The organism is Streptomyces dengpaensis, assembly GCF_002946835.1.
GTDB lineage: Bacteria > Actinomycetota > Actinomycetes > Streptomycetales > Streptomycetaceae > Streptomyces > Streptomyces dengpaensis.
The window spans coordinates 2,789,482-2,805,909 of the sequence record NZ_CP026652.1; the positions used below are offsets into that span (position 1 = coordinate 2,789,482).

The following is a 16,428-nucleotide window of genomic DNA, read 5'->3' on the forward strand; positions in this document are numbered from 1 at the left end:
TGCTCAGCACTGCTCAGCGCATAGCACCCAATGCATGGCACAAAGCAGTTTGGGAGGCTCCCGGAAGAATGGATGTCCCGGACGGGGACACGAAGCACCTCGCCATGGTGGGCTCGGGTGCTGACTTGAGGTTAACACTACCGGATCCAACAAACATTCCCCCTCTCCAAATCCGGCAACCGTCCGCCGCTAATTGACACCGACAGGTGCGAGCGGCAGCACGCTCGCCCCCTGGGCATCGAGGTCCAGCCGGTTGGCGGCCCAGCCCTGACCTGCGAGATCGGCCACCTTGTCGGCCGACGCCTCGTCCGCGAGAGCGAGCACCGTGGGACCGGCGCCGGAGATCACCGCAGGGATGCCGTCGGCGCGCAGGCGCTCCACGAGGGCGGCGCTCTCCGGCATGGCCGGGGCGCGGTACTCCTGGTGCAGCCGGTCCTCGGTGGCGGGCAGCAGCAGCTCGGGGCGCCGGGTCAGGGCCTCGACGAGCAGTGCGGCGCGGCCCGCGTTGCCGGCGGCGTCGACATGCGGCACGGTACGCGGCAGCAGACTGCGCGCGGTCTCGGTGAGTACCGGCTTTCCCGGTACGAAAACCACCGGAACGATGGAATCGGCGGGCTCCATCCTGATCGCCCGCGCTGCGCCGGCCTCCATCCAGGAGAGCGTGAAACCGCCGAGCAGACAGGCCGCGACATTGTCGGGGTGTCCCTCGATCTCGGTGGCGAGCTCCAGGAGCGCGGTGTCGTCCAGCTTGGTGTCGCCGCCTATGGTCACGGCGCGGGCGGCGACGATGCCGGCGCAGATGGCGGCGGAGGAGGAGCCGAGGCCCCGCCCGTGCGGGATGCGGTTGGCGCAGACGATCTCGAGCCCGCGCGGCTGTCCGCCCAGCAGATCGAAGGCGGTGCGCAGGGAACGTACGAGGAGGTGACTCTCGTCACGAGGGAGCGTCTCGCTGCCCTCACCTGCGATGTCGATGTGCAGCCCGGAGTCGGCCACCCGGACGACCACGTCGTCGTACAGCCCCAGTGACAGGCCGAGGGCGTCGAAGCCCGGGCCGAGGTTGGCACTGGTGGCGGGGACGCGCACCCGGACGGCGGCGGCGCGGAACGCTGGACCGGCCATCGCTCGATGACTCTCCTTGAGCTGCGAGATTGTCGAATGAGATTCGAGTCGAAGGACATTCGATACGTACGGGGAGACCCTCAGGCCGCAAGGACGGCGCGGCACCGCGGCATATGCGGCAGACGGGTTCGCTACAGCCTATCGAAGGAAGGTTCTGTGGCGACATAGGGCGCACAGGAGGCGCACGATGCGTGTCGTAAGCCCCCCGTGCACCCCCCTGTCGGCTTGCCGTAGGGATGGCCCGGGCGCTGGGCGGTTTCCGTCGGCTTGTGACGGTGTCCGCCCGCGCCGGGCGCCCTGGGTTGCCGTCCGGCGGCTTTACGGCGGCGGGTTGCCGCCCGGCGGCCGGCTGCCTGATCGACGCCCGGCGACTTACGGCTGGCGGGTTTGCGCCTGGCGGCTTTACGCCAGGCCGAGCCGCTCCGCCGCCGTCACCGCGTCCACCGGGACCGTGACCGGCTGCGGGGCGCCGGCGACGGCCCAGTCGGGGTCCTTGAGGCCGTTTCCGGTGACCGTGCAGACGATCGTCTGGCCCGGGTCGACGAGGCCCCGCTCGGCGGCCTTCAGCAGACCGGCGACGGACGCGGCGGACGCGGGCTCGACGAAGACACCCTCCTGCGCGGCCAACAGGCGGTAGGCGCGCAGAATTTCACGGTCCGTCACCTCGTCGATGAGACCGCCCGATTCGTCCCGCGCGGCCAGCGCGAACTGCCACGAGGCCGGGTTGCCGATGCGGATCGCGGTGGCGATGGTCGACGGGTCCTTGACGACCTCGCCGCGCACGATCGGCGCCGAACCGGAGGCCTGGAAACCCCACATGCGCGGGGTCCGACGGGCGATGCCGTCGGCGGCGTACTCGGTGTAGCCCTTCCAGTACGCCGTGATGTTGCCCGCGTTGCCCACCGGCAGGACGTGGATGTCGGGCGCGTCACCCAGCATGTCCACGATCTCGAACGCGGCGGTCTTCTGGCCCTCGATACGCACCGGGTTGACCGAATTGACCAGCGCCACCGGGTAGTTGTCGGAGAGAGCGCGCGCGAGCGTCAGGCAGTCGTCGAAGTTGCCGTCGACCTGGAGGATCTTCGCGCCGTGCACGAGGGCCTGGCCCATCTTGCCGAGCGCGATCTTGCCCTGCGGCACGAGGACGGCGGAGACCATCCCGGCGCGTACGGCATAGGCAGCGGCGGAGGCGGACGTATTGCCCGTGGAGGCGCAGATGACGGCCTTCGCGCCCTCCTCCTTGGCCTTCGTGATGGCCATGGTCATACCGCGGTCCTTGAAGGACCCGGTCGGGTTGGCGCCCTCCACCTTGAGGTGGACCTCGCAGCCCGTGCGCTCGGAGAGCACCTGCGCGGGCACGAGCGGCGTACCCCCCTCGCGGAGCGTCACGACCTCCGTGCTGTCGGATACCGGCAGCCGGTCCCGGTACTCCTCGATGATTCCGCGCCACTGGTGGGTCATTGCTGGTTACTCTCCTTCAACCCGCATGATGCTGGCGACGCCCCGCACGGTGTCGAGGCCGCGCAGCGCCTCGACGGTCCCGTTCAAGGACGCGTCGGACGCACGGTGGGTGACGACGACGAGGGAGGCTTCCCCGTCCTTGCCCTGCTGCCGAACGGTATCGATCGAGACACCGTGCTCGGCGAAAACGGTGGCCACCTGGGCGAGAACACCCGGTTTGTCGGCCACGTCGAGGCTGATGTGGTAGCGCGTGACGACATCGCCCATGGGCGAGACGGGCAGGGCCGCGTACGCCGACTCGCCGGGCCCGGTCGCACCGCTGAGCTTGTTGCGGCAGACGGCGACGAGGTCGCCCAGGACGGCGGAGGCGGTCGGGGCGCCGCCCGCGCCGGGCCCGTAGAACATGAGCTGCCCGGCGGCATCCGACTCGACGAACACGGCGTTGTACGCGCCGCGCACGTTGGCGAGCGGGTGGCTCAGCGGAATCATCGCGGGGTGCACGCGCGCGGTGACGGACCCGCCGTCCGCGGCCCGCTCGCAGATGGCGAGCAGCTTGATGGTGCAGCCCATCTCCTTCGCCGAGGCGAAGTCGGCGGCGGTGACCTCGGTCATGCCCTCGCGGTAAACGTCGTCGAGGCGCACGCGCGTGTGGAAGGCGATTCCGGCGAGGATCGCGGCCTTGGCGGCGGCGTCGAAGGCCTCGACGTCGGCGGTCGGGTCGGCCTCGGCGTACCCGAGCGCTGTGGCCTCGTCGAGGGCCTCCTGATACCCGGCCCCGGTCGAGTCCATCTTGTCGAGGATGTAGTTGGTCGTCCCGTTGACGATCCCCATGACCCGGTTGATCTTGTCGCCGGCGAGGGACTCGCGCAGCGGCCGGATCAGCGGGATGGCACCGGCGACGGCGGCCTCGTAGTAGAGGTCCTTGTCGTGTTCCCCGGCGGCGGCGTGCAGGGCGGCGCCGTCCTGGGCGAGGAGGGCCTTGTTCGCGGAGACGACGGAGGCGCCGTGCTCGAAGGCGGTGGTGATGAGCGTGCGGGCGGGCTCGATACCGCCGATGACCTCGACGACGACGTCGATGTCCCCGCGTTTGACGAGCGCGGTGGCGTCGGTGGTGACGAGCTCGGCCGGGATTCCCTCGCGCACCTTGGAGGGCCGCCGTACGGCGACTCCGGCCAGCTCGACGGGGGCTCCGATGCGCGCGGCGAGGTCATCGGCGTGCGTCGTCATGATGCGCGCCACCTCTGAGCCGACAACCCCACAGCCCAGCAGCGCCACCTTCAGCGGACGCGTACGCATCATCCGACCTCGTTTCCTCATACCGTCATCGGTTGGTCCAGTCTCACTCACCGGACGGGGGTTTCTGCCCCTAGTCCGGATCGTGAGACGTCTATTTCATTTTTCTGGCAGGCGGACGCAGGAGATTTTCCGCCTGGGTCAGCCGACGTCGAGACGCAGGAGGTCCTCCTCCGTCTCACGGCGGACGATCACCCGGGCCTCGCCGTCGTTCACGGCGACGACCGGGGGGCGCAGCGCGTGGTTGTAGTTGCTGGCCATGGACCGGCAGTACGCGCCGGTCGCCGGGACCGCGATGAGGTCGCCCGGAGCCAGGTCGGAGGGCAGGAACGCGTCCTTCACGACGATGTCGCCGCTCTCGCAGTGCTTGCCGACGACGCGGACGAGCATGGGCTCCGCGTCACTCGTACGGGAGACGAGGGCGACGCTGTACTCGGCGTCGTACAGCGCGGTACGGATGTTGTCGGACATGCCGCCGTCGACGGAGACGTAGGTACGCAGCCCGTCGAGGGGCTTGATCGTGCCGACCTCGTAGAGGGTGAAGGCGGTCGGGCCGACGATGGCGCGCCCGGGCTCGACGGAGATGCGCGGGGTGCGGAGCCGGGCGGCCTCACACTCACGGGTGACGATCTCGCTGAGCGCCTTGGCGATTTCGTGGGGCTCACGGGGGTCGTCGTCACTCGTGTAGGCGATTCCGAGCCCGCCACCGAGGTCGATCTCGGGCAGCTCGATGCCGTGCTCGTCGCGGATGGCCTTCAGGAGACCGACGACGCGGTGGGCCGCGACCTCGAAGCCGGACATGTCGAAGATCTGGGACCCGATGTGCGAGTGAATCCCGATGAGTTCGAGCCCGTCGAGCTGGAGGGCCCGGCGCACGGCCTCGGCGGCCTGTCCGCCGGCGAGCGGGATCCCGAACTTCTGATCCTCGTGGGCTGTCGCGATGAACTCGTGGGTGTGCGCCTCTACGCCGACGGTGATACGGATCTGCACGCGCTGCCGCTTGCCGAGGGACTCGGCGATGTGGGCGACGCGGACGATCTCCTGGAAGGAGTCGAGCACGATACGTCCGACGCCAGCCTCGATGGCCGTACGGATCTCGGTCTCGGACTTGTTGTTGCCGTGGAAGGCGATGCGGTCGGCGGGCATGCCGGCGGACAGGGCGGTGGCGAGCTCGCCGCCGGAGCAGACGTCGAGGTTGAGCCCTTCCTCGTGCAGCCACCGGACGACGGCCCGCGAGAGGAAGGCCTTGCCGGCGTAGAAGACGTCGGCGTCGTGCCCGAAGGCGGTGCGCCAGGCGCGGGCGCGCTCACGGAAGTCGGCCTCGTCGACGAAGTAGGCCGGAGTGCCGAACTCCTCGGCGAGCCGGGTGACTTCGATACCTCCGACGCTGACGACTCCGTCGGTCGTACGGGTGACGGTGTGGGCCCAGACCTTGGGGTCGAGGGCGTTGAGGTCGGCGGGCGGGGCGCTGTAGTGGCCCTCGGGGAGGACGTCGGCGTGACGGGGCCCGGCGGGGTGTGCGGAACGGCTCATGTCTGTAGGGGCTTCCTCAGAGGTAGTCAGGGGCACTGATGCCGAGCAGGGACAGGCCGCCGGCCAGCACCGTCCCGGCGGCTTCGGCGAGCGCGAGCCGGGCGCGGTGGGCGGCCAAGGGTTTCTCGTCGCCGCGCGGCAGCACGGTGTGCTGGACGGCGAGGAGGGCGTCGGCGGTGCCGACGAGATGCCGGGCGAGCCGGTCGGGTCCGCGGTGGGTCGCAGCGACGCGGAGGGCGTGGGGGTACTCGGCGAGGGCGGCGAGGAGATCGTCCTGGCCGCGTACGTCACTGGGGTCGCTGGGGTCGCCGGTGTAGCCGAGTGCGGCGGCGTTGCGGGTGAGGGCCCGGGTGCGCGCGTGCGCGTACCGAACGCGGAAGAGAGGGTTGCTCTCGCGCTGGACGAGGTGGTCGGCGGTGATCCGAGGCCGGTCGTGGGCCGCGGGGTGGAGCAGGGCCCAGCGGGCGGCGTCGGGGCCGAGGGGGGCGGGGTCCTCCGGCGCGGGCACGGGCCGCAGATTCACCGGCTCGGCGTGCCGCACCTCGGCGCGGCCGCCCTGGGTGGCGACGATCCGTACGAGCGTGTCCGCGACGACCTCGGCGCGGGTGTCGTACGGCACGCGCAGCTCGACGACCTGCCCGGCGAGGGCGTCACCGTGCCCGTACCGAGGGCCTTGCGTGAGGACGTCCCGTACGAGGGCGCCGGACGCCCCGCTTCCGAGGCTGATGTTCAGAAACCCGGGCCCGGTGATCGCGACGTCGGCGACACCGGCAGCGCCGCTCAGGTGCGCCCGCAGGATCTCGGCCACGTCCCGGGGCGACCGCCCGGCAGGCCGCGCCAGCTGAAGGGCGATGTTCGTGGCGTAGTCCCCGCACCCGCCCGGCCCCGGCACCGTCACCACGGCACGTGCGGGCACGGCAACGCTCAGCTCCCCCTCATCGACAGCACGACGCACCGCGCGCAGCACGGTACGGGAGAGCTCGACGGGGGTCACGGGACAAGCGTAGGGGAGGAGGGGGGTGGGTAGGCGAGTGGGTTTGGGAGGGAGGGTCCGGGATGTGGACAGGGGCGGAGGGGACGGGCAGGAGGGTGCGGGCGCGGAGGGCCGCACTCTCGGTGCGTGGTCGCACGGCACGGCGAGAGCACGCTACGGCCACGCGAGTGACGGCCGAACCGTCCGGTGATCGCGGTGTCGAGGCGGGTGCGCGGGCCGATGCCGATGCCCATCAATGGTGGTCACGGCGTCGATCAATAGTGTTCCGGCATCGGCGTCGGTGTCGGTGTCGGTGTCGGCATCGCATCGGCATCGGCATCGGCATCGGCGTCGATCAATGACCGGCGCGTCCGGCGCGCTCGGCTTCCTCGACGCCGGGGCCCCCGAAGGCGCCCTCGGCAGCTCCTCCGAAGGCGCCTTCGAACGAGGGTGAGGCACCGCTCTCCGCACCCCCCGCACCGCCGCCACGCGCCGACGGCCGCTGCTCCAGCAACTGCCATACGAGCCGCACGAGTTCGACGGGCTCGAAGGGCTTGGCGAGAAAGGCGTCGACACCGACATCAAGCCCGCACTCGACCTCGTACTGGGTGCAGGCACTCACGATGGCGAGGGGAACATTCCGGGTCCGGGGATCGGCGCGAAGTCGGGCGGCGGTCCGCAACCCGTCAAGCCGGGGCATGACGACATCAAGGGTCACGACGTCGGGCCGCACCTGATGGACGATATCCAGGCATTCGGCACCATCGGCCGCGGTCACCACCTCGAAACCCTCCAGCTCGAGGTTGACCCTGATCAGCTGCCGGATGACCTTGTTGTCGTCCACAACAAGCACCCGACCGGACGCGCCTGACACAACTCGAGAGTAGGTCCGCACCCACCGCCGCGTCCGGGTTTTCCCCACTTCCACCCCCTGCGGGCCTCCCCACCCCGCGCCCGCGCAGTCCCCGCCCCTCCCCCACGCAAACCCATGCCGGCCACCCGCAAAAGAGCTGGTAGGGTTCTACCCGTCGCCGCGAACACCACGCCCGACGCGCCCCCGTAGCTCAGGGGATAGAGCAACGGCCTCCGGAGCCGTGTGCGCAGGTTCGAATCCTGCCGGGGGCACTCGCCGATCAGTCAGCAAGAATCAAGCTCTGATCAGGGCGGATGCCGATGTTGAGAGAGCGGGAGTCAGTCTCACTGATTCCCGCTCTTTCTCGTTGTCTCTCACTGTTCGCGCACTATCTGCGATACGCGCGACACACCTCCGACAAACTCAGATGACAACCCAGGCGAGCAGGCCGGCCACCCAGACCTGCATCTGGCGCCCCCGACGTCCGACACGTCTCGCGAAGCGAGGGAGCGAGCGGCGCGTGGGAGCCGGGAGCAGGCTGGATGGTGGAGGTGGATTGCCGTGGCGCACAACGAAGCCGTCTCGCCCGTCGCGGATGCTGCAGCATTCGAAGCTCTGTTCCACGAATCCCCTACCGGCCTGCTGATCTTGGACACGGAACTGCGGATCCTGCGGATCAACGTCAACAGGCCGGTTCTGCACGAAACACCCCCTGTACAGATCACGGGCCGACACCTCACCGACGTATACGACCTTTCCGCACCCGGTGAGGTGCTGGCGATGCTGCGCGGGGTGTTGGAGAGCGGCGCTCCCGCACGGGGGCGACTGGTGGGGGTGCGTCCGAAGAGCGCGCCGGGGCCGGAGTACCTGTTCTCCGTTTCGGTATCTCGCCTGGAGGACTCGCAGGGGAGGACCTTGGGGGTGTTGGTGGAGATGCTCGATGTCACCGAACGCGAAAAGACGCGAGCCCGCCTGCGCGTCTTCGGCTCGGTGCGCGAGCACGTGGGACAGACCCTCGACGTGGTGGCCACCTGCGAGGAAGTGGTGCAGGAGTTGGTGCCGGACATCGCCGACATCGCCGTGGTGGAAGTGGTGGACGCAGTGATACGTGGCGAGGCCCTCCGCCGAGTCCTCTGGGACGGGAGGTGCCGCTGCGCCGTGCCGCCTTCGGCCACAGCGGCGGCGACGAGCAGAATCACGCACATCCGGTGGGTGACGTGCGCGCTCTGCCGTTCCCGACGCCCTACGCCCAGACGCTGGCCGACCTCAAGCCCCGCCTTGTCACCCTGGGCCCCGACACACCCTGGCTGGCAGCGGTCCCACAGCGCGGCAAGGCGATCCGCGCATCCGGTGCCCACAGCCTGATCACAGCACCCCTGACGCTGCGTGGAACCGTGCTGGGGCTGCTCAGCCTGTACCGCACCGACCAGGCCAACCTCTACGACACCGGCGACGTCACCCTCGCCCTCGCAGTCGCCGCTCACACCGCGCTGTGTATCGACAACGCCCGCCGCTACACCCGCGAACACGCCATCGCCTCGACAATCCAGCGCCACGTGCTGCTCCCCCGCCCGGCGTCGCAGACCACGGTGGAGACCGCGCACCTGCACGTGCCGTCCGAGGTGGGCGGAGGCGGCGGATTCGACACCTTCGCCCTGTCCGGCGCCCGCACCGCGCTGGAGGTCGGCGAAGTCGTCGGCCAGGGCATCTACGCGGCCACCACCCTGGGACAGATGCGGACCGCCTGCCACTCCTTGGCCGCGCTCGACCTGGAGCCCGACGAGCTCCTCGCACGCCTCAACGACACCGCCATCAGCCTGGCCCAGGAACGCGCAGCTCTGCCGCCCGGCGACCGCATGCCGCTCAGGGGAACCTGCGCGTACGCGGTCTACGACCCGCTCGCCCAGACCTGCACCATCGCCCTGGCCGGCCACCCCCCACCCGTCATCGCCCATCCCGACGGGAGGACCGAGATCCCCGACCTGCCCGCCGGACCCCCTCTGGGCAGTGCCGAGGGACCCCCCTTCGCCGCCACCACTATCCCTGTCGCCGATGGCAGCGTCCTCGCCTTCTACACCGCATCCCTCCTGCACACCTCCCCGTCCCCGGACACCCTCCAACGGGTGCTGGCCCACCCTGGCCGGCCACTGCAGGATCTATGCGATGACGTGCTCTACCGGCTGCGGAACGACACCCGCCACGGCGACGTCTTCCTGCTCCTCGCCCGCACCCACCCATTCCCCGCCGACCAGGTCGCCACGTGGCAGCTCGACAACCACCCCCAAGCTGTCGCCACGGCGCGCGCTCACGCCCAACACCAGCTAGCCCTTTGGGGAGTGGATGAGGAAACCACCTACACCACCGAAATGATCGTCAGCGAACTGGTCACCAACGCCGTCCGCTACGGCACCCCGCCTCTGCGGTTGCGGCTCATCAAGGACCGCACCCTCACCTGCGAGGTCCACGACGGCAATCCCCTCGCGCCGCGGTTGCGCCATGCGAAGACGGTCGACGAAGGCGGGCGCGGCCTTTTCATTGTCGCCCAACTCGCGCAGAACTGGGGTGTCCGCTACTCCCTCGACGGCAAGACGGTCTGGGCCGAGCAGATTCTCTAACCCAATCAACCAGCGCGTGAGGCAGGTCGAGTGCAGCAGGACGTGACCTCCATGGACTGGTACCGCATCCCGGACGCGGACCGTGCGCCCTCTTTTCGGGCAGTCCCGGGCGTGTGACGCAGGGACCGCAGCACTCAGTGCAGCCTAGTCGTCGAGCATGTCGGTGGTGTTGTACTGGTCGTGCCTGACCCGGAAGGCTTTCAACTCTTCGGGGCCGCGCTGTGAGTACTCCTCCAGCTTCTCGAAGTACTCCTCTCTGGGAGCTCCTGGTGTGAAGAGCAGCAGCAGCGACACTGGGTCGTCGCTGTCGTTCTGGAAGGCGTGCAGCCCGCCGGCCGGTACATAGAGGAAGTCTCCCTCGCCTCCTGTGACCCAGCGTTCGCCGTTGTAGAGCCGGACCTCGCCGGACAGGACGTAGAAGGACTCGGAGATCGTACGGTGAAAGTGTTCCGTGGCGCCCATGGCCTTCGGCCCCATGTCGATCTTGTACAGGCCGAACTCGCCGTTGGTGTTCTCCTGCTTGGCCACGTAGCTGATGTTGGTGCCGCCGAAGCCGGTGTCGGGCTGCGGGGGTGCAGGTCGGAACAGTGCGCTGACCTGGCCCCTTTCGCCGAGGTAGCGGGGCTCTGGGTAGGACATGGCGACTTCCTTTCGGGGCGGCGGAGTAGCACCGCACAGGAGGGGCCTGTGGGTGAGGCGGGAGAAGCTGGGACGGGTCAGGCCGTCGCGACGACCTCCTCATAGGAGAGCCGCGGCAGCCGGAGAGACCAGGGGCTCGGACCGGGGCGGCCGATGCTGACGACCATCAGTGGGGCATGTTTCTCGTCGAGGAACTCCTTCCGCATGCCCCGCCGGCGTCGTATCCGGACATGGGCCCGGCAACAAGCCCGGCGGCGCACGCCTATGAGGAAGTACGCCGCCTGCAGCGCACCGTTGAGTGTGGCGGCCTCCTCGCGCACCGCACGTTCGGCGAAGTGCGTGTCCTTCGCGTCGGGCGCGAACGGCGCGAGCTTCGGCAGCACCCTCGTGGAACTCATTGGCGAGGATCGCGGACAGCGGTGCCATGGCTGCCTTTGCCTTGTTGCCCTCGGCTATGCGTGAGCCAGCAGACGCTCGTGCGCCTCGGGCGTACGGACCAGGACGATGCGCAGCGGGGACTGGTTGAAGGCGGTCGGGCCGTACTTGACCAGGTCATAGATGGCCCGCATCTGCTCGTCCGTGACTGGATCGCTGAATGTGTCCGCGGTACGGGCTTTGCGGAGAGGAGGTCCTGGGCAGCGGGATCGAGCAGCAGGGACATGAGGACTCCACCATTCTAAGGCTCCAGCGCGAAGCGCGCCTACCTGCGCTGACGCCGCATTCGTTGCACCATCCCGGAGAAGCGCGACCAGATCGCCAACTGCAAGAAGCTTGTTTCACGCGGCGAGTCAATCGCTGAAGTTCGACCGCGTTAAGAGCACTAGGGAGTGAGTCATGCCTGTTCAGGCGAAGAGATTCGGTTTTGGTATGCCGTGGGAGTCGCTCTACGGATACAGCCAGGCAATCCAGGTCGGTGACGCGGTGTACGTGTCTGGTCAGGTGTCCCATGACCGTGACGGCAACTTCGTGGGTGCCGGCGACTTCGAGCTCCAGGTCAAAACCACGCTGGCCAATCTGGACCTGGTGCTGAAGCACTTCGGGGCCGAGCGCAGCCAAATCGTGGAGAGCACGGTGCTGGTGAGGAACCTGCGGGAGAACTTCGACACGACGGCACGCCTTCACGCCGAGTACTTCGGGGAGCACTGGCCCACCAGCACGGTCATGGGTGTCTCTGACCTGGCACTACCAGACCAGTTGGTGGAGATCGGCGCGCTCGTGCGTCTCGACGTGAAGCCATAAGTCGGAGTCGACCTGGCTCCATCATTCATCTGTCGGGCTGCCGTACCTCTCGTGCCGTTCCTGGCCGCAGCAGCGGCCAGGAGCGTGGGTCCAACCTGTCTCTTAAGGCAGGCCTCATGCAGCACCCCACTGAGCCGACCCCGATCGAATCGACCACGCACCGGACCGCGGAGCCGGTCCGCCGGAGGCTGCGCGCCCCTTCAGCAAACCTCCAAAAGAGGGCGGGAGTTCCTCTCACTGACTCCCGCCCTTTCTCACTCTCTCTCACTGTTCGCGCACTATCTGCGATACACGCGACACACCTCAGTCACAGGACTCAGGGGTCCTGTGGCTTCCGTCCGTCCGGCTTGCCACCCTGCGCCACCACACTGGCCGCTATGGCGTTCAGTCTCGCCTCTGCCACGTCGGGGCCGTGGCCCTCTAGCACGTCTGCGATATTGCGGTATGCGATGTAGCTCGTTGGGTTAACGAGGCGATCAGCGTGCCAGGTGAAGGTCACAAGCGGGCGCCAGTCGTTCCGATGCCCCAAGAGGGCTTCAATTGAGACCCGGTACTGGCGGGCTTCCGGTACGAAGTATCGGGGTTTGCTTGTACCGAACTCAATGAACAGTTGTTCCGCTGCCCTGCCTGGTACCGCGAAAACTGCGGGCATCGTCGCGTTGCGCGTCGGGGTTGAGATCGCCGAGCGCCATCTCGGCCGTGCCGGGGTCGGCCACGCGGTGACACACCCGACCGCCCAACTGGGCCCGCAGGGCGGTGACACCGGGCCCAAGGTCGGAGCCGACGCGTTGGCCCGCGACGACGAGGAACACTCCGAGGGCCGCACCGAGTTGAGCGATCCGGATGAGCGTCGTGCCTGCCGCTTGCGCTTCGTCCTTCTCGTTCCGACTCGCCACGAGGAACAGTTCCGCGATCTCGTCGACGATCACGACGATGGGACCGGGCATTCCTTCTCCGGGAGCCCCCAGATGCTGCGGACACGGGCCGTCCGGCAGACGGTCATGCGGTCGAGGGTCAGGTCTACGAGCGCAGTCAGCAGCCGAACGGCTTGCTCTCGGTTCGTCGCCAGGGCGGACAACCGCGGTTCGTAGAGGGACAGTTCCATGCCGCCCTTGCAGTCGATCCCGACCAGGGCGACGGGTTGCGGAGCGAGGCCCGCCACCAGTGCGTTGATCAGCGTCGACTTGCCGGAGCGGGTGGCCCCCACGATCAGCCAGTGCGGCACACGTCGCAGGTCAACGACCCACGCAGCACCGGTCTCCAGCGCGCCCACGGTCACCCAGAGCAAATGGCCGGGCCCTCGTTGCTTCGGCACCCGAGGGACGGCCAACGGGTCGGCCGCCGACGCGACGATCCGTACGACCCCCGGCTTCCAGGCGGTCACCCGCACCGTGTGTACCTGCCAGCTCTCCCCCATCGCAGGTGCCGCCTTGACGAAGTCCTTCGGCACCTGGCCCGGCAGAAGCCGTACCAGCACCGCGAATCCGCCGAAGGTCGGACGTATGAGACCGCGCCGAGGTACACGCGGCTGCGGCGGAGGTGCCCCGTTGCCGACGAGCCCGGACACGACCGTCAGCGCCGGTCGGCGGCTCACGGCAAGCCCACACCCGGCCATCAGGAGCCGCCAGGTCCGCACGACCCGGAAGGCTGTGGCAGGGAAGCCGAATAAGAGCCACCAGGCCACGGGGTAGCGGCGGCGCAGGGCCGGGCCCGCGATCAGCAGACCCGACACCAGCACTGCGGCCACCACCAGAACCCAACTCGGCCAGGTCGCACCAGCCGAAGTGGTGGAGGCCAGATACATCACTGCCCAGCCCCCTTGCCCGCCGGAGCGGGAGCGTTCAGGGGCCGGATCTCCGCGGCACGGAATGCGACGCCGTGCCGCCCGTCGTTCTCCCACGGCGTGGCGACCAGGTCCCGCACGGCCACCGGCATGCCGAGCTGCACTCCGGCCGGTTCACCGGCCACGCTCACGTTGACGACGTCCGCCGACGCTCCGGCCATCAGGCAAAGGCCGACCTGGTACATGGTCTTGCCGGTCTCGCGGTCAACACGGAGCTGACCGGTCTCACGGTTGGCAACCCGCGGAGCCGGGGGTACGGCGCAGATGATCCCCGTGAACTTCGCGGTGTCTATCGGAAGGCTTGCCACTGTTTCGGATCTCCTCATCTCTGGCACCCGAAGGACGTTCCTCCGGGTTGCTAGACCACCCGTAGTACGGGTGACTGCTCCAGAGTGGACAACCCGTAGTACGGGTTGTCAACAGACCTGGCGATGCGGGAAGCTGTCCACGATCGTGGGCAAGCTGTCTACGACGATGAACAGCCGAAGAGGCCACGGCCACGGAGGGCCCGCATGCCGCCGAAGAACACGCAGCCGAAGTACCGGCAGATCGCCGACTACCTGCGCGAAGGCATCCTGAACGGCACCTTCCCGGCCGGCCAACCGCTCCCATCGGAAGAGGTGTTGGCGAAACAGTTCGGCGTGACGCGCCCCACAGTGCGTCAAGGGCTCACGGAACTGAGGGCATCAGGTCTCGTCGAGGCCATCATGGGCCGCGGCACCTTCGCCCGCTCCCCTCACGGCCGCCCCAGCCTCACCCGCCCGCGCGGCGTACGCAGGACCCCCGAGGCCCGTTACGTCGAGGCCGACGGAATCCGCTGGACCGACGCCGAGCCCCCCGTAGCCACCCGCACCGACGCCCCGATGGCCCTGGCGGTTCTACTCCGCGTCCCGCCGGGCGAGCCGATGGTCACGTACGACGCGCTACAGACAGCAGACCAAGGCCGCCTGCGCCAGCTCCACCGGACGTACGTCCCGTTCTCCGTACTCATCGACACCAAGTACGAGGAGGAGGCCCCACCGCCGGCCCCGGAGCTCTACACCGCTCTCGCCGACCTGGGCCACGAACTCCACTTCACGGAGTACGTCCGCACCCGCATGCCCCTACCCGACCAAGCCCAGGCTCTCCGACTCCCAGAGGGGGTCCCGGTCCTCCAGGTCCTGCGCGTGACACTCGCGGAGGCGGACAAGCCCCTGGCTCTAGAGGAATTCCACCTACCCGGCGACGAGTTGGAACTCTCGTTCAGGCTGTAGCAGACCCCGGTTGGCTCAGACCTTCTCTACGTCATCAAGGCACCCGGCTGCGCTCCGCTCCGCCGGGCGCGCTCCCGGCTCCGCTGCGGGCGCCGCTCCTGCCTCCGGCCCGCTCCGCCCGCGCTGCGCCGACGCGCGCCCACATGTGGATAGGGCCGGTGGCCATGAGTCGATCACCGCATAGCGCGGCCACGGCCAGAACAGTGCCTCCGGCGCGGGATCGGTCGGCACCGGGATGGAGGGGGCGCCGTTCCCGTCTGCGGGTGCGTCGTGGCGTAGGGGATGGGGGCTGGGGAGGGTCGTGGGAGAGCTAGAGCGTTGCTGCAGGGCAAGTGGCGGGAGCTCGCACGCCCTTCCGGATGCCAATGGAGGAAACCGGTGACGTCTTAGCCGCATCATCAGCCGCGATGGTTGCCGCCAAGGACGCGAGAGGGGGCTCGGCCTCTTGTAAGAGCCCGAGCCCCGGGACGGTGCATCATACGGAGTTCAGTCGCCAGGCGATCATTCCGCTCGCCTCAGGCTTGCCTTGCGTGTCGATGCGTACTTGCTTGCCGGCCGTGAAGCGTTCAGACACGACCGATCGGTCACACGAAACGGCCTTCCTCGCCGCGGTCTTTCGAGGAGTGAAAGTGATCTCCGCTGTGCCTTTCCCGGCGCAGACCACCGTCAGCTTGTAGGCGTGTCCAGCGGAGAGGTCGGGCTGCGTGTGAATTCCGTCGGATACTCGCTCCACCCCCGACTCAACCATCGACTCATCCTGCTTGGTGACGGAATCGAGGGCTGACTGCGCCTGTTCAGTGAGCTTCTTCTCCGCTGACGGTCCCGCGCTGGACTGATGAGACGGTGCCGCGGAGCGATCCGGCGCAGGGTCCTTATCAGAGGTACACGCCGCCAGGCAGAGCACGGGAACCAGTGCGGTGCCAAGGAGCCACTTGGATGCCGGCCTCATGAGGAGGTCTCCCAATACTTCCAGCCCGTCTCACTCGTCGGCAGAGTAGCCGTGCCGCTCTTGACGAGGGTCGGGCTGCCGCACCCGTCGCCCCTGCGCCGCCACTTCTTCCACGAGATCTTGTAGCCCCACGAACCGTACTGCAAGTGGCCGTACTTGTGCGTCGCGATGTTGTGGGTGTAGTTGTGCCCGGTCGTTACCGTCACGCTTCCAGCCACCTTGACGTTGATGCTCGACTTGGCCTTGGCAAGTACCACGCCGGCCTCGGCTTCCGCGCCGGCTGAGATCTCCATGGAGACCGTGCCGCCCTTGGTGACGCTCACCATCATGGTGCCGCCAGGGCCATCCTTGTACTTCGTGCCGTTCCACCACGCCGGTACGTGATGTTCTTCTTTGACGTGATCTCGATCCAGGTCTGCGGGCCGTCACAGTAGTGAGGACTCACGACACCGGTGGCCTCGCCGTCCTCCCAGCCAGGACGGTCGTTGATGTCGTCCCCGTCCTGCACCGCAACGTCATCTGTGGTCACGGCCTGCTCCAGGTCGCCTGCCGCAGGCGAGGGCAGCTCTTCGTCCGCGATGGCAGTGCCCACGGTTCCCAGGCAGAGCAGGAGCGCGGTGCCGGACGCGAGAGCGGTTCGACGCATGCCGAAGCCCAT

14 protein-coding genes, 1 tRNA gene and 3 pseudogenes are annotated in these 16,428 nt (G+C 68.5%); 5 read left to right on the plus strand and 13 right to left on the minus strand.

Annotated features, from left to right (window positions below; all coding sequences use genetic code 11):
- Nucleotides 1-189: 189 nt before the first annotated feature.
- The 6 genes from thrB to C4B68_RS12550 form a co-directional block, all read right to left on the minus strand.
- A complete protein-coding gene (gene thrB, locus C4B68_RS12525; protein WP_099499928.1) occupies nt 190-1,119 on the minus strand; it encodes a homoserine kinase in 930 nt (309 codons plus the stop codon).
- A gap of 402 nt (nt 1,120-1,521) precedes the next feature.
- Nucleotides 1,522-2,580, minus strand: coding sequence for a threonine synthase (thrC, locus tag C4B68_RS12530; protein WP_099499927.1), 1,059 nt, complete (start codon nt 2,578-2,580; stop codon nt 1,522-1,524).
- A 6-nt stretch (nt 2,581-2,586) separates the two neighbouring features.
- Entirely contained in the window at nt 2,587-3,879 is a 1,293-nt protein-coding gene (locus tag C4B68_RS12535; RefSeq protein ID WP_099499926.1) for a homoserine dehydrogenase, read from the minus strand.
- Between the two features lie 135 nt (nt 3,880-4,014).
- A complete protein-coding gene (gene lysA, locus C4B68_RS12540; protein WP_099499925.1) occupies nt 4,015-5,406 on the minus strand; it encodes a diaminopimelate decarboxylase in 1,392 nt (463 codons plus the stop codon).
- Nucleotides 5,407-5,422: 16 nt separating this feature from the next.
- Entirely contained in the window at nt 5,423-6,400 is a 978-nt protein-coding gene (gene nrtL, locus C4B68_RS12545) for an ArgS-related anticodon-binding protein NrtL (protein WP_099499924.1), read from the minus strand.
- Nucleotides 6,401-6,734: 334 nt separating this feature from the next.
- Nucleotides 6,735-7,232 (minus strand): response regulator, encoded by a 498-nt coding sequence (locus tag C4B68_RS12550; RefSeq protein WP_373682189.1) that lies wholly within the window; start codon nt 7,230-7,232, stop codon nt 6,735-6,737.
- A 200-nt stretch (nt 7,233-7,432) separates the two neighbouring features.
- Here C4B68_RS12550 and C4B68_RS12555 point away from each other — a divergent pair.
- From C4B68_RS12555 to C4B68_RS12560, 3 genes and pseudogenes are all read left to right on the plus strand, one after another.
- Nucleotides 7,433-7,504: transfer RNA gene (locus tag C4B68_RS12555), tRNA-Arg, on the plus strand.
- Nucleotides 7,505-7,793: 289 nt separating this feature from the next.
- Nucleotides 7,794-8,147: pseudogene (locus C4B68_RS43180) on the plus strand (PAS domain-containing protein); the annotation flags it as partial.
- Nucleotides 8,148-8,377: 230 nt separating this feature from the next.
- Entirely contained in the window at nt 8,378-9,847 is a 1,470-nt protein-coding gene (locus C4B68_RS12560; protein ID WP_240634318.1) for a SpoIIE family protein phosphatase, read from the plus strand.
- A gap of 144 nt (nt 9,848-9,991) precedes the next feature.
- Here C4B68_RS12560 and C4B68_RS12565 read toward each other — a convergent pair whose 3' ends face one another.
- Nucleotides 9,992-10,486 carry a cupin domain-containing protein gene (locus C4B68_RS12565; protein WP_099499923.1) on the minus strand — a complete coding sequence of 165 codons (495 nt, stop codon included), beginning with the start codon at nt 10,484-10,486 and terminating at the stop codon, nt 9,992-9,994.
- Nucleotides 10,487-10,563: 77 nt separating this feature from the next.
- Nucleotides 10,564-11,147: pseudogene (locus C4B68_RS12570) on the minus strand (malonic semialdehyde reductase).
- 173 nt (nt 11,148-11,320) lie between these two features.
- Here C4B68_RS12570 and C4B68_RS12575 point away from each other — a divergent pair.
- On the plus strand, nt 11,321-11,725 hold the full coding sequence (locus tag C4B68_RS12575) for a RidA family protein (RefSeq protein WP_099499922.1): 405 nt from the start codon (nt 11,321-11,323) through the stop codon (nt 11,723-11,725).
- Nucleotides 11,726-12,387: 662 nt separating this feature from the next.
- Here the strand turns inward: C4B68_RS12575 and C4B68_RS12580 are convergent.
- Nucleotides 12,388-13,529, minus strand: a pseudogene (locus tag C4B68_RS12580) (FtsK/SpoIIIE domain-containing protein); the annotation flags it as partial.
- Nucleotides 13,529-13,876: an SCO3933 family regulatory protein gene (locus C4B68_RS12585; RefSeq protein WP_099499921.1), complete on the minus strand. Its 348-nt coding sequence runs from the start codon at nt 13,874-13,876 to the stop codon at nt 13,529-13,531. The gene C4B68_RS12585 and the pseudogene C4B68_RS12580, both read right to left, overlap by 1 nt.
- 204 nt (nt 13,877-14,080) lie before the next feature.
- On the opposite strand from C4B68_RS12585, the gene C4B68_RS12590 reads away from it, so the two are divergent.
- Complete coding sequence (locus C4B68_RS12590) at nt 14,081-14,821, plus strand: GntR family transcriptional regulator (protein WP_099499920.1); 741 nt, start codon at nt 14,081-14,083, stop codon at nt 14,819-14,821.
- Nucleotides 14,822-15,296: 475 nt separating this feature from the next.
- Here the strand turns inward: C4B68_RS12590 and C4B68_RS41315 are convergent, their stop codons facing one another.
- Genes C4B68_RS41315 through C4B68_RS12605 form a run of 3 tightly spaced genes read right to left on the minus strand, consistent with a single transcriptional unit; the run spans nt 15,297 to nt 16,428 of the window.
- Nucleotides 15,297-15,770: a hypothetical protein gene (locus tag C4B68_RS41315; protein ID WP_143674277.1), complete on the minus strand. Its 474-nt coding sequence runs from the start codon at nt 15,768-15,770 to the stop codon at nt 15,297-15,299.
- Nucleotides 15,767-16,099 carry a hypothetical protein gene (locus C4B68_RS12600; protein WP_143674275.1) on the minus strand — a complete coding sequence of 111 codons (333 nt, stop codon included), beginning with the start codon at nt 16,097-16,099 and terminating at the stop codon, nt 15,767-15,769. The genes C4B68_RS41315 and C4B68_RS12600 overlap by 4 nt, the downstream gene beginning before the upstream one ends.
- Nucleotides 16,096-16,428: a hypothetical protein gene (locus tag C4B68_RS12605; protein ID WP_099499917.1), complete on the minus strand. Its 333-nt coding sequence runs from the start codon at nt 16,426-16,428 to the stop codon at nt 16,096-16,098. Before C4B68_RS12605 ends, C4B68_RS12600 begins: the two co-directional genes overlap by 4 nt.

Coding starts and splice junctions, on each gene's coding strand:
- C4B68_RS41315 (WP_143674277.1), bottom strand. CDS start 15,770: ATGAGGCCGGCATCCAAGTGGCTCCTTGGCACCGCACTGGTTCCCGTG.
- thrC (WP_099499927.1), bottom strand. CDS start 2,580: ATGACCCACCAGTGGCGCGGAATCATCGAGGAGTACCGGGACCGGCTG.
- C4B68_RS12605 (WP_099499917.1), bottom strand. CDS start 16,428: ATGGGCTTCGGCATGCGTCGAACCGCTCTCGCGTCCGGCACCGCGCTC.
- lysA (WP_099499925.1), bottom strand. CDS start 5,406: ATGAGCCGTTCCGCACACCCCGCCGGGCCCCGTCACGCCGACGTCCTC.
- thrB (WP_099499928.1), bottom strand. CDS start 1,119: ATGGCCGGTCCAGCGTTCCGCGCCGCCGCCGTCCGGGTGCGCGTCCCC.
- C4B68_RS12575 (WP_099499922.1), top strand. CDS start 11,321: ATGCCTGTTCAGGCGAAGAGATTCGGTTTTGGTATGCCGTGGGAGTCG.
- C4B68_RS12535 (WP_099499926.1), bottom strand. CDS start 3,879: ATGATGCGTACGCGTCCGCTGAAGGTGGCGCTGCTGGGCTGTGGGGTT.
- C4B68_RS12590 (WP_099499920.1), top strand. CDS start 14,081: ATGCCGCCGAAGAACACGCAGCCGAAGTACCGGCAGATCGCCGACTAC.
- C4B68_RS12565 (WP_099499923.1), bottom strand. CDS start 10,486: ATGTCCTACCCAGAGCCCCGCTACCTCGGCGAAAGGGGCCAGGTCAGC.
- C4B68_RS12600 (WP_143674275.1), bottom strand. CDS start 16,099: ATGATGGTGAGCGTCACCAAGGGCGGCACGGTCTCCATGGAGATCTCA.